At 42.7% G+C, this 20741-nt stretch carries 16 protein-coding genes; 12 read left to right on the top strand and 4 right to left on the bottom strand.

Annotated elements, in window-relative coordinates; translation table 11 throughout:
• Positions 1-17: 17 nt before the first annotated feature.
• The 3 genes from rnr (at position 18) to tehB (ending at position 3798) form a co-directional block, all read left to right on the top strand.
• Complete coding sequence (gene rnr, locus LIZ08_RS00590; protein WP_227038042.1) at positions 18-2378, top strand: ribonuclease R; 2361 nt, start codon at positions 18-20, stop codon at positions 2376-2378.
• Positions 2341-2808 carry an SsrA-binding protein SmpB gene (smpB, locus tag LIZ08_RS00585; RefSeq protein WP_009731435.1) on the top strand — a complete coding sequence of 156 codons (468 nt, stop codon included), beginning with the start codon at positions 2341-2343 and terminating at the stop codon, positions 2806-2808. The genes rnr and smpB overlap by 38 nt, the downstream gene beginning before the upstream one ends.
• A gap of 129 nt (positions 2809-2937) precedes the next feature.
• Positions 2938-3798 carry an SAM-dependent methyltransferase TehB gene (gene tehB / locus LIZ08_RS00580; protein WP_003005609.1) on the top strand — a complete coding sequence of 287 codons (861 nt, stop codon included), beginning with the start codon at positions 2938-2940 and terminating at the stop codon, positions 3796-3798.
• A 128-nt stretch (positions 3799-3926) separates the two neighbouring features.
• Here the strand turns inward: tehB and LIZ08_RS00575 are convergent, their stop codons facing one another.
• Complete coding sequence (locus tag LIZ08_RS00575; RefSeq protein ID WP_003005482.1) at positions 3927-4469, bottom strand: TetR/AcrR family transcriptional regulator; 543 nt, start codon at positions 4467-4469, stop codon at positions 3927-3929.
• 493 nt (positions 4470-4962) lie between these two features.
• Positions 4963-6309: an Nramp family divalent metal transporter gene (locus LIZ08_RS00570; protein WP_003005441.1), complete on the bottom strand. Its 1347-nt coding sequence runs from the start codon at positions 6307-6309 to the stop codon at positions 4963-4965.
• Between the two features lie 168 nt (positions 6310-6477).
• Here LIZ08_RS00570 and LIZ08_RS00565 point away from each other — a divergent pair, with 168 nt between their 5' ends.
• The 4 genes from LIZ08_RS00565 (at position 6478) to LIZ08_RS00550 (ending at position 11485) form a co-directional block, all read left to right on the top strand.
• Positions 6478-7179, top strand: a complete 702-nt coding sequence (locus LIZ08_RS00565; protein WP_227038041.1) for an ABC transporter ATP-binding protein — start codon at positions 6478-6480, stop codon at positions 7177-7179.
• Between the two features lie 13 nt (positions 7180-7192).
• Positions 7193-9916 (top strand): ABC transporter permease, encoded by a 2724-nt coding sequence (locus LIZ08_RS00560; protein ID WP_227038039.1) that lies wholly within the window; start codon positions 7193-7195, stop codon positions 9914-9916.
• 165 nt (positions 9917-10081) lie between these two features.
• A complete protein-coding gene (locus LIZ08_RS00555; protein WP_227038037.1) occupies positions 10082-10924 on the top strand; it encodes a metallophosphoesterase family protein in 843 nt (280 codons plus the stop codon).
• Between the two features lie 111 nt (positions 10925-11035).
• Positions 11036-11485 carry an Rrf2 family transcriptional regulator gene (locus tag LIZ08_RS00550; RefSeq protein ID WP_023918737.1) on the top strand — a complete coding sequence of 150 codons (450 nt, stop codon included), beginning with the start codon at positions 11036-11038 and terminating at the stop codon, positions 11483-11485.
• A gap of 240 nt (positions 11486-11725) precedes the next feature.
• On the opposite strand, the gene LIZ08_RS00545 is transcribed toward LIZ08_RS00550, so the two are convergent.
• Positions 11726-12808 carry a M24 family metallopeptidase gene (locus tag LIZ08_RS00545; protein ID WP_227038036.1) on the bottom strand — a complete coding sequence of 361 codons (1083 nt, stop codon included), beginning with the start codon at positions 12806-12808 and terminating at the stop codon, positions 11726-11728.
• Between the two features lie 160 nt (positions 12809-12968).
• Between LIZ08_RS00545 and ccpA the strand changes: the two genes are divergently transcribed.
• From ccpA to thrS, 5 genes are all read left to right on the top strand, one after another.
• A complete protein-coding gene (gene ccpA, locus LIZ08_RS00540; protein WP_227038034.1) occupies positions 12969-13973 on the top strand; it encodes a catabolite control protein A in 1005 nt (334 codons plus the stop codon).
• Positions 13974-14114: 141 nt separating this feature from the next.
• Positions 14115-15113 carry a glycosyltransferase family 4 protein gene (locus tag LIZ08_RS00535; RefSeq protein ID WP_227038033.1) on the top strand — a complete coding sequence of 333 codons (999 nt, stop codon included), beginning with the start codon at positions 14115-14117 and terminating at the stop codon, positions 15111-15113.
• 1 nt (position 15114) lies between these two features.
• Positions 15115-16437, top strand: coding sequence for a glycosyltransferase family 4 protein (locus LIZ08_RS00530; RefSeq protein WP_227038032.1), 1323 nt, complete (start codon positions 15115-15117; stop codon positions 16435-16437).
• Between the two features lie 302 nt (positions 16438-16739).
• On the top strand, positions 16740-17135 hold the full coding sequence (locus LIZ08_RS00525) for a hypothetical protein (RefSeq protein ID WP_223345244.1): 396 nt from the start codon (positions 16740-16742) through the stop codon (positions 17133-17135).
• Between the two features lie 87 nt (positions 17136-17222).
• Positions 17223-19166: a threonine--tRNA ligase gene (gene thrS, locus LIZ08_RS00520; protein ID WP_227038030.1), complete on the top strand. Its 1944-nt coding sequence runs from the start codon at positions 17223-17225 to the stop codon at positions 19164-19166.
• Positions 19167-19377: 211 nt separating this feature from the next.
• Here thrS and LIZ08_RS00515 read toward each other — a convergent pair whose 3' ends face one another.
• Positions 19378-20427, bottom strand: coding sequence for a DUF389 domain-containing protein (locus LIZ08_RS00515; RefSeq protein ID WP_227038029.1), 1050 nt, complete (start codon positions 20425-20427; stop codon positions 19378-19380).
• Positions 20428-20741: the final 314 nt, after the last annotated feature.

Below are 20741 nucleotides of genomic sequence, written 5' to 3'. Positions count from 1 at the left end.
AACCAGCAAATAAATCAATGAAAACAAGTATTAAAGAATATTTACAAGAGCATGACAAAGCCCAGATCAATGATCTGGCAGCAGCTCTAGGAAAGGAAGGGTCTAAGGATTTCCGTGACTTGGTCAAAACCATCTCTCTGATGGAACGCCGCCATGAGTTGAAATTCGAAGATGATGGCTCTCTTCGTTTGGCTCAAAAGAAGGCCCCAGCTATTACCCTCAAGGGGATCTTTCATGCGCATAAAAATGGCTTTGGCTTTGTCAGTTTAGAAGGCGAAGAAGAGGACCTCTTTGTTGGCCGAAATGATGTCAACCACGCTATCGATGGTGACACCGTTGAGATCGTCATTACCAAGGTGGCAGACCGAAACAAGGGAACGGCAGCAGAAGCTAAGATTATTGATGTCTTGGAGCATAGCATTAAAACGGTAGTTGGACAAATTGTCCTGGATGAGGAAAAGCCTAAATATGCCGGCTACATTCGTTCGAAAAATCAAAAGATCAGCCAGCTGATCTATGTGAAGAAGCCAGCCATCCAATTGGAAGGGACCGAAATCCTCAAGGTCGAAATTGATCAATACCCGAGCCGCAAGCACAATTATTTTGTGGCGACTGTGCGGGATGTGGTTGGTCATGTAACAGATCCAGGAATCGATGTCTTGGAAGTGTTAGAATCCATGGACATTGTCTCAGAATTTCCAGAAGAAGTGCTGAAAGAGGCTGAGAATGTTCCAGATGCACTGTCTGCAAAGGATTTAGAGGGACGCTTGGATCTGCGAGAGGAGATCACCTTTACCATCGACGGAGCAGATGCCAAGGACTTGGACGATGCGGTCCATATCAAGCTACTCAAGAACGGTAACTTTGAGCTGGGTGTTCACATTGCAGATGTCTCTTATTACGTTCAGGAAGGTTCAGCACTCGACAAGGAAGCTCTAAATCGTGCGACCTCTGTCTATGTGACCGACCGAGTAGTACCCATGTTACCAGAGCGTCTCTCCAATGGGATCTGTTCTTTAAATCCAAATGTGGACCGCCTGACCCAGTCTGCCATCATGGAGATTGATCCTCATGGCAAGGTCGTCAAGCACACCATTACCCAAACAGTGATCAATACGACCTTCCGAATGACCTATAGCGATGTCAATGATATCTTAGCGGGCGACGAAGAAAAGGCTCAAACCTTTAAGAAAATTGTTCCAAGTATTCATCAAATGGCCACCTTGCATGGCATTCTAGAAAGCATGCGGATTCGCCGCGGAGCCCTCAATTTTGATACAAATGAGGCTAAAATTCTGGTCAATAAAGAAGGAAAACCGGTCGATATCGTCCTTCGTCAAAGAGGAATTGCCGAGCGGATGATCGAGTCCTTTATGCTGATCGCTAATGAGACGGTGGCGGAGCACTTTACGCGACTGAAACTGCCATTTATCTACCGGATCCATGAAGATCCAAAGGCAGAAAAAGTACAGAAGTTTATCGATTATGCTTCCAGTTTTGGAATCCAAATCTACGGAACGGCTAGTGAGATGAGTCAAGAAGCCCTGCAAGAAATTATGCGCAAGGTCGAAGGGGAACCCTATGCAGATGTCCTTTCGATGATGTTGTTGCGCTCGATGCAACAAGCTCGCTACTCAGAGCATAACCATGGCCACTATGGGCTTGCTGCTGAGTATTATACCCACTTTACCAGTCCCATCCGTCGGTATCCGGACCTGATGGTTCATCGAATGGTGCGCGAATATGGAAAATCTCAAGAAGTGGCAGATCACTTTGAACAAGTCCTTCCAGACATTGCCAGCCAATCCTCTAGTCGGGAACGCCGGGCTATTGATGCGGAGCGCGAAGTAGAAGCCATGAAGAAGGCTGAATACATGGAAGACTATGTTGGGGAAGAGTACGATGCTGTGGTTTCCAGTGTGGTGAAATTTGGCCTCTTTGTGGAGTTGCCAAATACGGTTGAAGGTTTGATCCATATTACCAATCTCCCTGAATTCTACTATTTTAATGAACGGGATCTAACCCTTCGCGGAGAAAAATCAGGAGTGACCTTCCGTGTCGGTCAGCAAATCCGGATCAAGGTAGAAAGAGCCGACAAGATGACCGGAGAGATTGATTTCTCTTATATTCCAAGTGAATGGGATATCGTCGAAAAAGGCCTCAAGGCTAAAGGACGTGACCGAGATGGCAATCGCAGGGATCGCAGACGCAAAGACAAAAAAGTTTCTAAGGGATCAACCGTTAGAAGAGATGACAAACGGAAAGATTCTTCATCTAAATCCAAAAAGAAAAAAGGGAAGAAACCATTTTACAAGGAAGTAGCAAAGAAAGGAGCCAACCATGGCAAAGGGCGAAGGAAAGGTAGTCGCACAAAATAAAAAGGCGAGACATGACTACACCATCGTGGATACAATAGAAGCAGGGATGGTGCTGACAGGTACAGAGATCAAAAGTGTCCGTGCAGCACGCATTAACTTGAAAGATGGTTTTGCACAAGTTAAAAATGGAGAAGTTTGGCTCAGCAACGTCCATATTGCCCCTTATGAGGAAGGCAATATCTGGAATCAAGATCCAGACCGTCGTCGCAAGCTTCTTCTTCATAAAAAGCAAATCCAAAAGCTGGACCAAGAAACCAAAGGAACAGGAATGACCTTGGTGCCTTTAAAGGTCTATCTCAAGGATGGCTATGCCAAATTGCTTTTGGGACTCGCCAAAGGGAAACATGATTATGACAAGCGTGAATCCATCAAACGTCGGGAACAAAACCGGGATATCGCACGGGTCATGAAACAATACAATACACGTTAAACTAAGAAGGCATTTCTGAAACTTGTTTCAGAAATGCCTTTTTTATCGGAGAGGGGCCTCTTTTTCCAACTTGTAAAAAGGGGCTTTTTTATGTATGATAAGGGTAGTGAAAGAAAAAGGAGAAGCAGCATGACACAAAAATTGATTGCTTACAAGCGCATGCCTATCTGGACCAAGGATACCATGCCAGAAGCTCTTCAAAGAAAGCACAATACCAAGGTAGGAACCTGGGGAAAGATTACAGTTTTAAAGGGTCAGTTACGATTTATTGAATTGACCGAAGAGGGGGAAGAAATCGCAAGCCACCTCTTTGAAGCAGGAGCAGAGAACCCCATGGCCGAGCCCCAGGCCTGGCATCGTGTCGAAGCGGCGACTGACGATGTGGAGTGGTACCTAGAATTTTACTGTGAGCCAAAAGACTATTTCCCCAAAAAATACAACACCAATCCTGTCCATTCAGAAGTGCTAGAAGCAGTGGGAATTGTCCCCGCTGGAAGGGCATTGGATCTAGGATGCGGGCAAGGACGCAACGCCCTCTTTTTGGCCCAACATGGCTTTGACGTGACGGCAGTCGATCAAAATGAACTAGCTCTTGAGATCTTACAAAGTATTGTCGCTGAGGAAGATCTAGAGATGCCTGTGGGTCTCTATGATATCAATGCTGCTGCACTCACCCAAAACTATGATTTCATCGTATCGACTGTGGTCCTCATGTTTTTAGACGCTGATCGGATTCCAGCGATTATCCGCAATATGCAAGAGCATACCAATCCAGGTGGCTACCATCTCATTGTCTGTGCCATGGATACAGAAGATTATCCTTGCCAGATGCCTTTCTCGTTCACCTTTAAAGAAGGAGAATTGGCGGAGTATTACAAGGATTGGGAATTGGTCAAATATAATGAAAATCCTGGCCATCTCCATCGTCGAGATGAGAATGGCCATCGGATTCAACTTCGATTTGCAACCATGTTGGCAAAGAAAAAATAGAGAAAAAGCAGGATCCTAGCATCCTGCTTTTTTGCTTTCTACAAACAAGTTGAACAAGGTGATCTGAATGTTGTTCACTTGCCAAAAAGAAAAACCTTCTCCATAAAGGTAGGAGAAGGTTGGGGAATTTAGTTCCAGCTAGCAAAGTCGCAGACGCTGAGAATGATCGTCCCGATTTCGATTGGCTCTTCTTTCGCACCGGATTCTAACCAGGTCACAATCACAGATTCAATCGTAGCTATGAAAATCTCTAGACCATACTTGTATGGAACTTGAAAATCTGAAATGATATGTTCCTTTGCATGGGGAGTATCGTCCAGTGCATGTAGGGTAAAACTTCTTACCAATTTACGGAAGTCCGAGCAACAGGATTGTGACAATGCATAAATAAAATCATAATTCTCTTTAATAGCAGTCAAGACATTGAGAAAGTTCACCTTGACAGGGCTTCCTTCAACGAAGAGGCTATCTAATTCTTGCATCATGTCCAATTTCATTTGCTCAAACATGTCGTATTTATCGACATAGTGCAAGTAGAAGGTCCCGCGGTTAATTCCAGCGGTTTCGGTTAATTGTCGAATAGTGATGCTTTCAAAAGGTTGTTGCAAGAGGAGTTTTGAGAGCGCATTTCGTAAGTCTGACTTGGTTGTTGTTTGTCTTTGGCGTACCATATGTTCCTTTCTGTAGTTGTATCAATCTGTTTATTTTTATTTGACGTTAAAATAATTTATATGTTAAATAATTTTACGACACTAACAAATAGCATTATACTCCAAAAGAATAAATTAGACAACAATTCTCATTTTTGTACAGATAACGAAAAGTGTACAAAAATTTTACAAGTTTATGAATGACGGGCACTGACAAGATTTTGTGAAAACCTCACAACAATTAGTGATTTAAAATAATTCCCTCCTAAAAAAATGGTCAGGAAATTTTTAGGAAATGGAGGAGCAAGATGGAAAAGGGAGTGTAATAAATAAAAAGAGGCTGGGACAAAAGTCCTAGTCTCTCAATTATTTTTGGATTGTCGAGCAAGACGCAGTGGTTGAGTGGGCTCTACTACGCTGATTTCATCAGCTTTTACAGCCCTACTCAACTGTGCGGAGGTGGGACGACGAAATCGAATTCTAACGAATTACCGATTTCTGTCCCACTCTCTCTTTATTTGATAAAAGTTGTCACGATCAAATTGAAATTTAAGATAGTTAAGACAATCGCAACGAGATAGCCTAAGAAAGTATTCCATTTCGCATTAACATGTTCTCCCATGATTTCCTTGTTGGAGGTGAAATAAACCAGAGGGAAGATGGAGAATGGAAGAGCCGCTGATAGGAAGACTTGAGAGTAGACTAGAAGGTCGTCGAGGACATGTTCCTGATCTCCAAATAAGATCGCAACGACGATGACAGGAAGAAGGGCAATGATCCGAGTCATGAGACGAACGACCCATTGTGGCAGGCGGAATCTCAAGAAACCTTCCATAACGATTTGACCGGTTAGGGTCCCAGTAATGGTTGAATTTTGACCACTGGCTAACAAAGCGATAGCAAAGAGGGTGGACAAGAAGGGACTGGCGATAGCACCGGCAATGTGATTATCCTTGAGGGCGTTGTACATGCTAGAGAAAGCACCGATCTTATCTCCGTGACCAAAGAAGAGGGCCGCTCCAAGAATCAAGAGGAGGGAGTTGACGACAAAAGCCAAACTCAATTCAATATTTGAATCCCAGGTCATAAAGCGCACTGCCCGCTTGATATCTGCTGGATCCTTGTAATCAACTTTTCGTGTTTGCGAAATGGAAGAGTGGAGGTAGAGGTTGTGGGGCATTACCGTTGCCCCGATAATTCCAAGCGCCAGGGTTAAGGCTTCATTTCCTTTTGGTAGCCCAATTCCTAGCACCTCTTTTTGAGGGAGGAAGCCAGCGAAGATTCCTCCGATATCTGGTTTCGATAGGAATACCAGATAGCCAAAAATTGCAAGGATCGTGAGGATTAAGGTTGATACGATGGCCTCTATCTTTCGAAATCCTAGATGCATGAGCCCCAGTAATAGGAAGACATCAAAGATAGTAATCAGAATGGAAAAGAGCAGAGGCCAACCAAAAAGAAGGTGAAGGGCAATTCCTGAGCCGATGACTTCCGCTAAATCTGTCGCCATCAAGGCAAGCTCAATCACAATCCAAAGGGTATAGCGAAGCCATTTGGGTAAATGATGGGCGGTTGTTTGGGCCAGATCCTTACGATGGACAATCCCTAGTTTACCAGCCATTTGTTGCAACTGCATGGCGATTAAAGACGAGAGAAGAACCACTGATAAGAGGAGGTAGCGGTATTGGGCCCCTCCAACGACACTAGTAATCCAGTTTCCCGGATCCATATAGCCGACAGCTACTAGACTTCCTGGTCCTGAAAAGAGCAGGAGAGTCTTCCAAAAAGGGATCCCTTTTGGCACGTCAATAGATTGGTTGATTTCTTGAAGTGACTTCCTTTCAAACTGTTGTAAACTCACAATGAGCCTTCTTTCTAAGAATAAATCAAATTTGTCTCTAATTATAGCATAAAATTTATAATAGTTCATGATAATTTAGGATAACCTTGTTTTTCACTACCTCGATTTCTTTGTAATCTATCAGAAAAGGACTATAATATAGATAGGAAGTAGGAGGGAGGAGAGGAAATGGCCTACATCGAAATGCAGCACTGTTACAAGCGCTATACGAGTGGAGAGACAGAGATTTTCGCTAACCAGGATGTTTCCTTTGAGATTGAAAAAGGCGAGTTGGTCATTATTTTAGGGGCGTCAGGAGCTGGAAAATCAACGGTTCTCAATATCTTAGGAGGGATGGACACCAATGACGAGGGGCAGGTTCTGATTGATGGGGTGGATATTGCAAAACTAAATTCCCATCAACGAACCAATTATCGACGAGATGATGTTGGTTTTGTCTTTCAATTTTATAATTTGGTCCCTAATTTGACAGCTAAGGAGAATGTTGAGTTGGCTTCAGAAATTGTTTCTGATGCTCTAGATCCGGAAGCTGTTTTAAAAGAAGTAGGACTTGGCAATCGTCTTGATAATTTTCCTGCCCAATTGTCAGGGGGAGAGCAACAACGGGTGGCGATCGCTCGGGCAGTGGCTAAAAACCCTAAAATTCTCCTTTGTGATGAGCCAACGGGAGCCTTGGATTACCAGACGGGTAAGCAAGTATTGGGGATTTTACAGGATATGTCTCGAAAAAAGGGAGCGACGGTCATCATCGTAACCCATAATGGTGCCCTAGCTCCGATTGCAGACCGTGTGATTCGCATGCATGACGCCAAGGTCAAGTCGGTAGAAATCAATGAGCTTCCTCAAGATATTGCTACGCTAGAATATTAGAAGAGGTGGTAGCATGAAACGAAAAGTCTATTGGAAGGATTTGTTTGCTTCCTTTACACATTCAAAAGGACGTTTTCTCTCCATCTTAACCTTGATGTTATTGGGAAGCTTGGCCTTGGTTGGCTTAAAGGTGACCACTCCAAATATGCATCGAACGGCTAACCAGTTTATTCAGCAACAAAAGATGCTAGATCTTGCTGTCATGGGGGACTTGGGATTAGACCAGGCAGACCAAGAGGAGCTTTTAGGAGTCAAAGGGGCGCGTGTCGAATTTGGTTCACTGCTGGATTTGACAGTGAAAGGAACAGGAAAGGCAATTCGACTTTTTTCTGCTCCAAAAAGTCTTTCTTCTTTTCGTGTGACCAAGGGGCGCCTGCCCAAAAAAGAAGGGGAACTGGCCCTAGCAAGTTTTTGGGAGGATCGCTATCAGATAGGGGATACCCTCACACTTGAAGAAAAGGCTGGAACTCGCTCTAGTTTAAAGCGAAAGCAATTCACCATTGTTGGCTTTGTTCAATCCTCTGAGATGTGGTCTCAAAAGAATTTAGGCACTGCCATGAGTGGCAGTGGAAATCTAGATGCCTATGCACTAGTTTCAAAAGAGGTCTTTACGACTAAACTTCCCGCGATGGCTCGGATCCAGTTTGATGATCTGAAGTCTTTAGATTCTTTTTCGCAAGTCTACCAAAAAGGGCTCAAAGCTCATCAAGAAGAGTTAGAAAAACTTCTGAAAGACAATGGAAAGGCCCGCTATCAAAGACTCAAGCAGGAGGCGGATGGGCAGATTCAAAAAGGCCAGAAAGAACTCAGTCGTGCCGAGGAAACCCTCCAGTCAGCTAAAAATCAGATCGATCAGGCTCAAAAACAATTAGACTTGCAGGAGGCCCAGTTCAAGAAATTAGCTCCATTTCTGCCAGCTAAAGAGCAAGTAGCCAGTCAAGAAAAGCTCCATCAAGCCCAAGAACAAATTGATCAGAAAAAGAAGGACTGGACTGCAGGTGAAACGGAGCTCGCAAAAAAAGAGGAGGAGCTGAAAAAAGCGCAAAGGGAGCGAGATCAGCTGGAAATTCCAACTTATCATGTCTATGACCGCAAGACCATGCCAGGTGGACAAGGTTACCTGATGTATAGCAATGCCAGTAGTAGTATCTCTGCTGTCGGAAATATTTTTCCAGTCGTTCTTTATCTGGTAGCTGCCATGGTGACCTTCACCACGATGACCCGCTTTGTCGATGAAGAGCGAACCAATGCAGGTATTTTTAAGGCACTGGGCTATCGTACCAGGGATATCATTCTCAAATTTGTCCTCTATGGATTCTTTGCAGGGACGATCGGGACCCTACTAGGAACCCTGCTGGGCCATTATTTCCTATCGGGGATCATTTCCAACATTATTACGCAAGGGATGGTGATTGGAGAGAGCAGAGAGTATTTTTATGGGGATATGACTCTGATTGCGCTCGGACTGTCTTTCGTCGCGAGTGTGCTTCCGGCTTACTGGGTTTCGCGTAAGGAATTAAAAGAAGAAGCCAATCTGTTATTACTGCCCAAACCACCGGTATCTGGTTCGAAGATTTTCCTGGAGCGTCTCCAGTTTATTTGGAAGCGTCTGAGTTTCACCCACAAGGTCACTGCTCGTAATCTCTTTCGTTACAAACAACGGATGCTGATGACCATATTTGGAGTGGCAGGTTCTGTTGCTCTTCTCTTCGCAGGGCTAGGGATTCAATCCTCTGTAGGAGGGGTTTCCAAACGCCAATTTCAAGAGATCCTATCCTATGAGTTGATTGTAGCCAAAAAAACGAATGCCTCCTACCAAGAAAGCAAAGAACTAACCAATCGTCTGGCAAAATCAGACATCAAGGATTATCGAGCCATCTATAGTAAGGTCATTGAAGCTTCTTTAAAAAATGGACACGACAAGCAGACCGTTACGATGTTGGTTACGGATCGTGCAGATTTTTCTCCCTTTGTCAGCCTGCGTTCATTCAAGCAAGGGGAATCCTTGTCTCTAAAGAAAGGGGTTATCATCAGTAGCAAACTGGCACAACTAGCCCGGGTTACAGTCGGTGATCGACTGACCTTAGATGGTCACACTTTTAAGGTAGCAGGAATCACTGAAAATTATGTCGGCCATTTTATCTATATGGATCAGGCAAGTTACCAAAAAATCTACGGAAAGCGGACTTCAGCAAATAGCTATTTGGTGCAGTTGAGAAATCCTTCTACACGACAAGTGCAGGCTGTCAGTCGGGACATGATGGAACTTGCAGCTGTGAAGGCGGTTAGTCAGAATGCTTCGATGATTTCCCTCTTTAATTCAGTTGCCAAATCCTTGGACACCACTATGATGATTCTAGTAGTCGTATCGATCTTGCTAGCCATCGTGATCTTGTATAATTTAACCAATATCAATGTGGCAGAGCGGATCCGTGAATTATCGACCATTAAGGTCTTAGGATTCCATAATAAGGAAGTGACGCTCTATATTTACCGCGAAACCATCTTATTGTCTATCATAGGGATCCTCATGGGATTAGTGGGTGGTTATTATCTTCATCAATTCCTCATTGCCATGATTGCACCAGATGCCATTCTCTTTTACCCTAAAGTAGGACTTGGCGTGTTCCTCTTTCCTGTCGGAGGAATGCTCCTTCTCTTGCTCCTGTTAGGAATTTATGTTGACCATTATCTCCGAAAAGTAGACATGTTCGAAGCCCTCAAATCAGTAGACTAAGATACAAAGCCGTTAAGCAACTCTTTGGAAAAAGATAAATCCAACGACGAAGCGTCCGCTTCTAGCCTGAGTTTTCATTTCTGGTAGCATGGAATGTTCATAAAACTTTCACCTTTGGGTGGAAGTTTTTCTTCTCTTTGTTATAATGGAGAGAAGGAGAAGATCATGACTAAAATTGCTTTACTTTCAGATATTCATGGAAATACGACAGCATTGGAAGCTGTCCTAGAGGATAGTCGAAAAGCCAAGGTGGATGAATATTGGCTCTTAGGAGATAGTTTGATGCCTGGAACAGGGAGACGGGCCCTCTTGGAGCTGTTAGAGGAGTTACCGATTACGGTCAAAGTCCTTGGGAACTGGGAGGATAGTCTTTGGCGGGCTATGAGTGGGATGTTGGATGAGACCAGACCCAGTCATCGCTACCTCATGCGCCAGTGTCAATATATTCTTGAAGAAATCACACCCCAGGAAATTGAAGACATGCAGAAAATGCCCATGCAGGTCCATAGAGAAATCGCAGGTTTAAAGATCGGTATTACCCACCACTTACCTGATAAGAATTGGGGTCGCGAATTGATCCACATTGGTGAGCAGAAGGATTTTGATCGCTTGGTGACGAACCCGTCTTGTGATATTGCAGTCTACGGACACATTCACCAGCAGTTTTTCCGCTACGGGACAGGAGGAGAACTGATTATCAATCCTGGATCGATCGGTCAACCTTTCTTTTTAGAAAAGAATCTTCGCAAGGACCTTCGGGCCATGTATGCTATTCTTGAATTTGATCAAATGGGGTTAAAAGATGTAGATTTTAGACGGGTGGACTATGATGTCCAAAAAGAATTGCAACTCGCAAAAGACCTCCATCTTCCTTATTATCAAGTGTATTATGAAAGTTTGGTCAATGGCATTCATCATACCCACAATCATGAGCTCCTTCATGAAATTGAGCAGAGAGAAGGTCATGATCGAGAAATCGATGCTTGGCTAGAAGACTTCTTCCAATAGTGTAACTGTTGACATTACAACTAAAAAGAGTATAATAGGAATAACGAAAGTCGTCCCTTGACGGTTGTTCAATAGACTCTACCTTCAAAACGGGTAGAAAGGAGTGAAGTTATGCAAATTTCGAGTCGCTTTACCATTGGGACTCATGTCTTGATCATGATTGCTCTACAAGGAGAAAAAACAAAAGTAACCAGTGATTTTTTGGCAGGAAGTGTCGGTGTGAACCCTGTTATTATTCGAAAGACCTTGTCTCAGTTGAAGAAAGCTGGATTGATTCACGTAGCGCGTGGGACAGGCGGAGCTGAGCTCGCAAAAGCAGCCGATGAGATCAGCCTGCTGGATATCTATCAAGCGGTAGAATGCTTAGGTTCGACAGGTCAATTATTTGGTTTTCATGACAATCCGAATCCAGCCTGCCCAATTGGCCACAATATCCACAATGTTTTAGATGGGAAGCTTGAGGACATTCAGACTGCTATGGAAAAAGAAATGTCCCAAACCACTTTAAAAGACGTTGTAGAAGATACGCAGAAAAGAATGAATCTCGAATCGGTTTCATAAGAAAAATGAGAGTGGGACAGAAATCGGTAATTCGTTAGAAATCGATTTCGTCGTCCCACCTCCGCACAGTTGAGTAGGGCTGTAAAAGCTGATGAAATCAGCGTAGTAGGGCCCACTCAACTACTGCGCCTTGCTCGACAATCCAAAGATAATTAAGAGGCTAGGACTTTTGTCCCAGCCTCATTTTTTATCATTATTAACGAAACATTCTGTATGGTGCGACTTGGACCTACAAAAGGCTTAGTCAAAGTAAAGTAAGTCTTTGCTGGTTTCTGTGAAGAGTCCAAATCCGTCTTTTGTTACGTACCCACAATCTTCGATACGGACACCGACTTTACCTGGAATATAGATTCCTGGTTCGACTGAGAAGCACATGCCTTCTTCAAGCACCATGTCATTTCCTTCCATAATAGAAGGGAATTCATGCACGTCCATTCCGATCCCGTGTCCGAGGCGGTGGTTGAAGTATTCACCATAGCCAGCTTTTTCGATGACGCTCCGTGCAGCACGGTCGACGTCATGTGCTGTTACACCTGGTTTGATCATGTCAATGGCTGCTTGTTGAGCTTCTAACGTCAAGTGGTAGATTTCTTTTTTGAAATCATCTGGTTTCCCAACAGCAACGGTACGAGTCATATCTGACGCATAACCATTGACCATACAGCCAAGGTCAAAGAGCAAGAGAGCATCGTTTTCGACTTTGTTGCTTCCAGGAATTCCGTGTGGGTTAGCTGCATTGTTTCCAGTCAAGACCATGGTTTCAAAGCTCATTTCATAACCCAAGCGTTTGATACCAAAGTCGATTTCTGCTACGATATCAGTTTCTGTTTTATCCAGTGAAATGGCGTCGAATCCCATATTGACAGCCTTATCTGCGTATTGACCAGCCACCAACATCTTTTGGATCTCATCAGCAGATTTGATCAAGCGCATGCGGTTAATCCGTGGTGTTAAGTTAGTAAATACCGCTTTTTCAAAGACAGTGCGCAAACCATTGTACTTGGTCAGAATCAAGTTATCATATTCAAGTGCAACAGTTTTGGCATCTGGTTTAGCGATAGCGCCTTTAATCTTTTCCCAAGGGTTTTCAGAATCCACATAGCCAACTACTTGGAAATCGACAACTGCAGTCGCCCGTTCCACTTCAAGTGCAGGAACGAAGAGAAGGGGTTCGTGGTCTGTATAGACGAACAAGAAAAGTTGGCGTTCGTGGGGATCACTGTAAAATCCAGTCAGGTAATTGATCGTGACAGGATCAGATACAACAGCGACGTCTGTTTTTTCAGTTTCAAGAAAATCGACGATTTGATCTAATTTAGACATAATGCTACCTTCTTTCTATGGATCTATTTTGTCAAATTTTCCCTAAAAAAGCAAGAGTTTACAAAATTTTACCAAAATACTTGAAAGTGTTTACAATCCATGATAAAATAGGATTAATTAGAGGATGAAAACGAAATTTTCAATAATGAAAGGAAATCTTATGAATACAGACGATACAGTAACGATTTATGATGTCGCCCGTGAAGCAGGGGTTTCAATGGCAACCGTTAGTCGTGTAGTGAATGGAAATAAGAACGTTAAAGAAAATACACGTAAAAAAGTTTTGGAAGTGATCGAACGCTTGGATTACCGTCCAAATGCTGTTGCGCGTGGTCTTGCCAGTAAGAAAACCACAACAGTCGGTGTTGTGATTCCAAACATTACCAACAGCTATTTCTCTACCTTGGCTAAAGGGATTGATGACATTGCGGAAATGTACAAGTACAACATCGTCCTTGCAAATAGCGATGAAGACGATGACAAAGAAGTTTCAGTAGTAAACAACCTCTTTTCAAAACAAGTGGATGGAATCATTTTCATGGGCTATCACTTGACAGAAAAGATTCGCTCAGAATTTTCACGCTCTCGGACGCCAGTTGTCCTTGCTGGGACAGTGGATGTTGAACACCAATTACCAAGTGTCAATATTGACTACAAGCAAGCGACTGTTGATGCTGTTGCGCAATTGGCAAAACACAACAAGAAAATTGCTTTTGTAAGTGGCCCATTGGTGGATGATATCAATGGAAAAATCCGTTTGGCTGGCTATAAAGAAGCTTTGAAAACGAAAAAATTGAGCTACAGTGAAGGACTTGTCTTTGAATCGAAATACCGTTATGATGAAGGTTACAACTTGGCAGAACGCATCATTGTGTCAAAAGCAACAGCTGCTTTTGTGACAGGTGATGAATTGGCTGCAGGTCTCTTGAACGGCTTGTCTGATCACGGTATCAAAGTACCAGAAGACTTTGAAATCATTACTAGTGATGATTCACAAGTCACTCGTTACACGCGTCCAAATCTATCAACGATTGGCCAACCCTTGTATGACCTTGGTGCGATCAGTATGCGCATGTTGACCAAGATCATGCACAAAGAAGAGTTGGAAGAACGCGAAGTACTGTTGTCTCATACGATCAACCAACGTGGAACGACTAAAAAATAAGGATTAGTAGACTAGAGTCTCGACATGGGAAGACGTGTCTACTAGTCTAAGAGGCTAGAACAGAACTGTTCTAGCCTCTTTTTTATACTGCAAACAGGTAGAGACTTGCTGGGCACTCTTTATTTCGGTATAATAGAAGGTATGAAAGTTTTACTGTATTTAGAAGGAAAATCCGTCTTACAAAAATCAGGAATTGGTCGAGCCTTGCAGCATCAAATGCATGCGCTTTATTTGGCTGGGATTCCGTATACGACAGATATTTTAGGAGATTATGATGTGGTGCATATCAATACCTATGGCCCACGGAGTTTCCTTTTGCTCCATGCAGCAAAGCGTCGTGGAAAGAAAGTCATCATGCATGGCCATTCAACCCGTGAGGATTTTGAAAATTCCTTTATCGGGTCTAACTTTTTTGCGCCCTTGTTTGGGAAGTATTTGGCTCACATGTACCAAAAGGCAGACTATGTGATCACACCATCTGAGTATTCCAAACACCTGATTCAGTCTTATGGGGTGACCACACCGATTATTGCGGTCTCCAATGGGATTGATTTGGAAAAATATGAGAAGGATCCGAAAAAAGAAGAAGTCTTTCGCAAGCATTTTAATATCCAAGAAGGCCAAAAGGTTGTCATCTGTGCAGGGCTTTATTTTAAACGCAAAGGGATTGAAGATTTCGTAGAAGTGGCCCGTCGCATGCCGGATGTGCGCTTTATTTGGCTAGGTTCTATCAACAAATGGATCATTCCGCGTAAGATTCGTCGTATCGTCGAAAAGGATCATCCGAGTAATGTGGAATTCCCTGGCTATTTCAAGGGAGTGGTCTTCCAAGGGGCTATGACGGGTTCAGATGCTTTCTTCTTCCCATCTTATGAAGAAACGGAAGGAATCGTTGTTTTAGAAGCTTTGGCCAGTCATCAGCACACGGTCTTGCGGGACATTCCCGTTTACAATGGCTGGATCGACGAGAGCTCATCTGAATTGTGCCACAATGTGGATGAATTTGTGGATTCCTTGAACAAGGTCTTGAACGGACAAGTAGATAAGCGGGAGGCTGGCTACAAGGTCGCTGAGAGTCGTTCGATCGACCGAGTGGCTCATCAATTGGTCGAAGCCTATCAAACAGTTTTGGAGATGTAAGATGCGTGTAGGATTATTTACAGATACCTATTTCCCGCAAGTTTCGGGAGTGGCGACCAGCATTCGGACGCTCAAAAAAGAATTAGAAAAATTAGGTCACACGGTCTTTATCTTTACGACAACGGATAAAGATGTCAACCGCTATGAAGATTGGCAGATCATTCGGATTCCAAGTGTGCCTTTCTTCGCCTTTAAGGACCGCCGCGTTGCTTACCGTGGATTCTCAAAGGCGCTTGCCATTGCCAAGCAATACCAGCTGGATATTATCCATACCCAGACTGAGTTTTCACTGGGCCTTTTGGGAGTGTGGATTGGACGTGAGTTGCGGATTCCAGTCATTCATACCTACCATACCCAGTATGAGGATTATGTCCGCTATATTGCAAGAGGTATGGTCATTCGCCCAAGTATGGTCAAATACATTGTGAGAAGTTATATGAACGATCTGGACGGAGTGATCTGTCCTAGTGAGATCGTCTATGACTTGCTCCAAAAGTACAAGGTCAAGGCAGAAAAACGCATTATTCCGACAGGGATTGATTTGGCCAAGTTTGACCGACCGGAAATCACTCCGACAGAGACGGCTGCTCTTCGTGAAAAATATGAAGTCGCAGAAGATGAAACGCTTTTATTGAGCCTGTCGCGGGTCTCCTATGAAAAGAATATTCAGGCTGTTATCGCGGCCTTTCCAGATGTCCTCAAGGTCAATCAAAAAGTTAAGTTGATCGTGGCTGGAGATGGTCCTTATTTGGATGATTTGAAAAAACAAGCGGCGAAACTGGGGATTTCAGATGCGGTTGTCTTTACAGGGATGATCCCACCAAATGAGACAGCTCTCTACTATAAGGCGGCTGACTTCTTTATTTCAGCTTCAACGAGTGAGACGCAAGGGTTGACCTATTTAGAGAGTATTGCAAGTGGTACCCCAATTATCGCTCATGGCAATCCTTATCTCGATCATGTGATTGATGACCCTATGTTTGGAAAGCTCTTTTATGAAGAGAGCGATCTGGCACAAGCGATTCTTGAAGCAATTGACGAGATGCCTGCAATCGATGAGACCAAGTGGGCAGAAAAGATTGATGATATTTCTGCAGCAACCTTTGGCCGTCGGGTCTACGAATTTTACTTGGATAAAATCATCTCGAAAGACTTTTCAAATGATTTGAATCCTGAACAAAGTCGGGTCAAGCGGATGTCTAAGACCATTGTGAAAATCCCGACCAAGGTGATTGCTCTTCCGGTCAATGGATCTGTGAAGATGATGAAGGCTTCGGTCAAACAAGTGAAGAAAATCCGGAAAATCACGCATTTCTTTGATTGAAAATGAAACTTTTTCTTGCAAAATTTTTCAATCGTGCTATAATAACTGACAGAGACATATCAAATCTAGGAAATCTGATAGAGAGCGCGTGGGGCTGGAAATCGCGTAGAGGATAGGTTTGGGACTACTCGTGATTCTTTTATGCAAACATAAAACGGTGGCTACGTTAGAGCCAATCAGAGGTGTCCCTCTTTTTTGAGGAACATAAATGAAGGTGGAACCACGTTGCGACGTCCTTTCGAGGAGGTCGCTTTTTTGTTTGGAGAATAGTTAATCGCAAAAAAGTGAAGATGGAGATTGATATGAAGAAAACATTGTTCTGGGTGATTGCCTGTATCTACTTTATAGTCTATGTATGGCTAATGAAAACTCTTAGTCTATGGGGTTCAACGTACATTGTTTTCTTTGCATTTATGGCATTTATCCCTCTTATACCATTTCTTGCTCCTTTTCTCGGTATCTTAATGTTTTTTAAGAAAAAGGAACTCGTGATAGCAGGATATCTTTTAAGTCTTACTGCTGGTATTTATCTATTCAACGCACTAAAAAGCTATCCGATAAGGATATACATGAGTAGTAAAACAATGACTGATGAGCAATATATGTCTTTAATCCTTTCCTTGGTAAGTTATTTACTAATTTCTACAGTTTGTTTTGTTTATAGAATGAAAATGTTAAAGCATCATTCAGTTAGATAAACAAATATAATTGTTCTTTATAACTAACCCTTTGCTATTTCTTCAAACCTCAATTTTAAATTACGATAAATTTTTAAGGAGAAAATCATGATTAAGATTACTTTCCCAGATGGCGCTGTTCGTGAATTCAAATCTGGCGTTACAACTTTTGAAATTGCCCAATCAATCAGCAATTCTTTGGCTAAAAAAGCTCTTGCTGGTAAATTCAACGGCAAATTGATTGACACAACTCGTGCCATCACCGAAGATGGAAGCATTGAAATCGTGACACCTGATCACGAAGACGCTCTTCCAATCTTGCGTCACTCAGCAGCTCACTTGTTTGCCCAAGCAGCTCGTCGCCTCTTCCCAGATATCCACTTGGGTGTTGGTCCAGCGATTGAAGATGGTTTCTACTACGATACAGACAACCAAGCTGGTCAAATCTCTAACGAAGACCTTCCTCGTATCGAAGAAGAAATGAAGAAAATCGTGAAAGAAAACTTCCCATCTATCCGTGAAGAAGTGACCAAGGATGAAGCGCGTGAAATCTTCAAAAATGATCCATACAAATTGGAATTGATCGAAGAACACTCAGAAGACGAAGGTGGTTTGACCATCTACCGTCAAGGTGAATACGTTGACCTTTGCCGTGGCCCACACGTCCCATCAACTGGTCGCATCCAAATCTTCCACCTTTTGAATGTGGCAGGTGCTTACTGGCGTGGGAATAGCGACAATGCGATGATGCAACGGATCTATGGTACCGCTTGGTTTGACAAGAAAGACTTGAAGAACTATCTCCAAATGCGTGAAGAAGCTAAAGAACGTGACCACCGTAAACTTGGTAAAGAGCTTGATTTGTTCATGATTTCTCAAGAAGTTGGTCAAGGTCTTCCATTCTGGTTGCCAAATGGTGCGACCATCCGTCGTGAGTTGGAACGCTACATCGTTGATAAAGAAGTAGCAGCAGGCTACCAACACGTCTACACTCCACCAATTGCTTCTGTAGAACTTTATAAAACTTCAGGTCACTGGGATCACTACCGCGAAGACATGTTCCCACCAATGGATATGGGGGATGGAGAAGAGTTTGTTCTTCGTCCAATGAACTGCCCTCACCACATTGAAGTCTACAAACACCATGTGCACTCTTACCGCGAATTGCCAATCCGTATCGCTGAAATCGGTATGATGCACCGTTATGAAAAATCTGGTGCCCTTACAGGACTTCAACGTGTGCGTGAAATGTCTCTGAATGATGGTCATACCTTTGTGGCTCCAGAACAAATCGAGGAAGAATTCAAGAAGATCCTTCAATTGATCATCGATGTGTATGAAGACTTTAACCTGACAGATTATCGTTTCCGCTTATCTTACCGTGATCCTGAAGACAAACACAAATACTTTGATAACGATGAAATGTGGGAAAATGCTCAACGCATGTTGAAAGCAGCCGTTGATGATATGGGTGTTGACTACTATGAAGCTGAAGGGGAAGCAGCCTTCTACGGACCAAAATTGGATATCCAAGTGAAAACAGCTCTTGGTAAAGAAGAAACTCTTTCAACTATCCAATTGGACTTCTTGCTTCCAGAACGCTTTGATCTTCATTACATTGGAGCAGACGGGGAAGAACACCGTCCAGTCATGATCCACCGTGGGGTAATCTCAACCATGGAACGCTTTACTGCGATCTTGATTGAAAACTACAAGGGAGCTTTCCCAACCTGGCTTGCGCCACACCAAGTAACCCTCATCCCAGTATCGAACGAAAAACACGTGGACTACGCTTGGGAAGTGGCTAATAAACTTCGTGACCGCGGTGTTCGTGCCGATGTGGATGAACGCAATGAGAAAATGCAGTTCAAGATTCGTGCTTCTCAAACTCAAAAAATTCCTTACCAATTAATCGTTGGGGACAAGGAAATGGAAGAGCAGGCTGTAAACGTTCGCCGTTATGGTCAAAAAGAAACAGAAACCATGCCGGTAGATGCATTTGTAGAATTGATTCTTGCAGATATTGCAAATAAATCTCGTGTTGAGAAATAAAACGATCACAGTCTGAGAAATATTTTTTAGTAAGAAAAAGCAACAACTATTTCAGTTGTTGCTTTTTCTATTTTGTTTAACCTGAGCCAGTAGTGATCGGTCAAACCACCACAAATAGTATCCTTATCAACAATCCTTTCTATCCATTAACTTTTGGATATAGGATATCCTCCTAAGATTTGCTTCCATGAGTTAGATAAGTTGACTATCCTCAATCCTTGTCTGCTTTATTTTCTTTTACGAGATCGTTTTGTGAATCTTTTTCAGAGAGTTTTTGATCGATATACTTGTCAATGTTTTCGTAAAATTCCTTGGTCGTCTCACTATCTAATTTTGTCGAATTATGGACTTGATTGACTTTCAATTGAACAGATTGAATACCGTAAGAGGCTTGTTTTTGGCGAATGGTTTCTAATTCTTCTTCTGAAATCGGATCTCCAACAACCGTCAAGACCAATTCATTATTCCTTGACTTGTAGACTTGATTAATGACCGTATGATTGGCGAACTCTTTTCCTACAAACTGTTTGATTCCTTCTTTTCGTGCTTGATCCATCGTCAGAGTGACTGCTGAATAGCTGGCTGGAAGAACCAATAATACAATCAAGGATATCAACCCAATTCTCATTTTCATGTTTAGCTCTTTAAATGAACTTAAGGGAGATTGTCTCATCATAATTCTTGTTCCAACAATATTGATTAGCATGATAAAGACACAGTTGATCAAGAAAAGATAGAGAGCCCCAAATAAAAATCGTACATTTCCATTAGCTAAACCATAACCTGCAGTGCAGATAGGTGGCATCAGAGCTGTTGCAATGGCTACTCCTGGCACGATATTGTTTGCTTCTTTTTTCCTTGAACCAATGACACCTGCTATCCCACCCGCAATACCAATGAGAACATCCCAAATGGTTGGAGAGGTTCGTGCAATCAATTCGCTACTTGCATAAGATAAGGGAGAAATCCAGAAATATAGAGTCGAGACAAGCAAACTGACCAATACTTGAGTAAATAAAACCCCTAGAGATTGCTTGATTAAACGCGTATCAAAAATAGCTAAACCAAACCCCAGTCCAATAATCGGTGTCATAAGAGGGGAAATCAGCATGGCTCCAATAATGACAGCTGTTGAATTCATATTTAGACCTATAGAGGCAATAAAAATCGAACACATCAAAATCACTGTATCTCTTAATCGAACATGAAGGTCATCATATAGTTTCTCGCGGAATTCACGTGTTGAATAGTTTCCGGACATTGGTTACTCCTTTTATTTCATATAATCTTGTTTCTGCATGGATGATGTTAGAGAGACCTCTGTCCAATCTTACATATTTTTAATTCTCACCTGTCATTCTTTTGAACATAATTTTTTAAATATCCATCAGTCCATCCTTGATATTATATCAAAAAGTTTACAGTCTTTCTCTGAAGAACTCAATCAATTTAAAAGATAGTGAGGGCAGAAATTTTTGTATCCTTATCCGAAGAAGAAAAACGATATCTCCTCTGAAAGTAGATACCGTTTTAATGTTTAAACATGATGAGTATGTAGCAGCAATCCTAGCTGAT

It is taken from the genome of Streptococcus sp. 210928-DFI.4.42 (genome assembly GCF_020554365.1).
Lineage (GTDB): Bacteria > Bacillota > Bacilli > Lactobacillales > Streptococcaceae > Streptococcus > Streptococcus parasanguinis_S.
The sequence above is the reverse complement of the archived record's forward strand: the minus strand, read 5'-3'. Positions and strand labels throughout refer to the sequence as shown.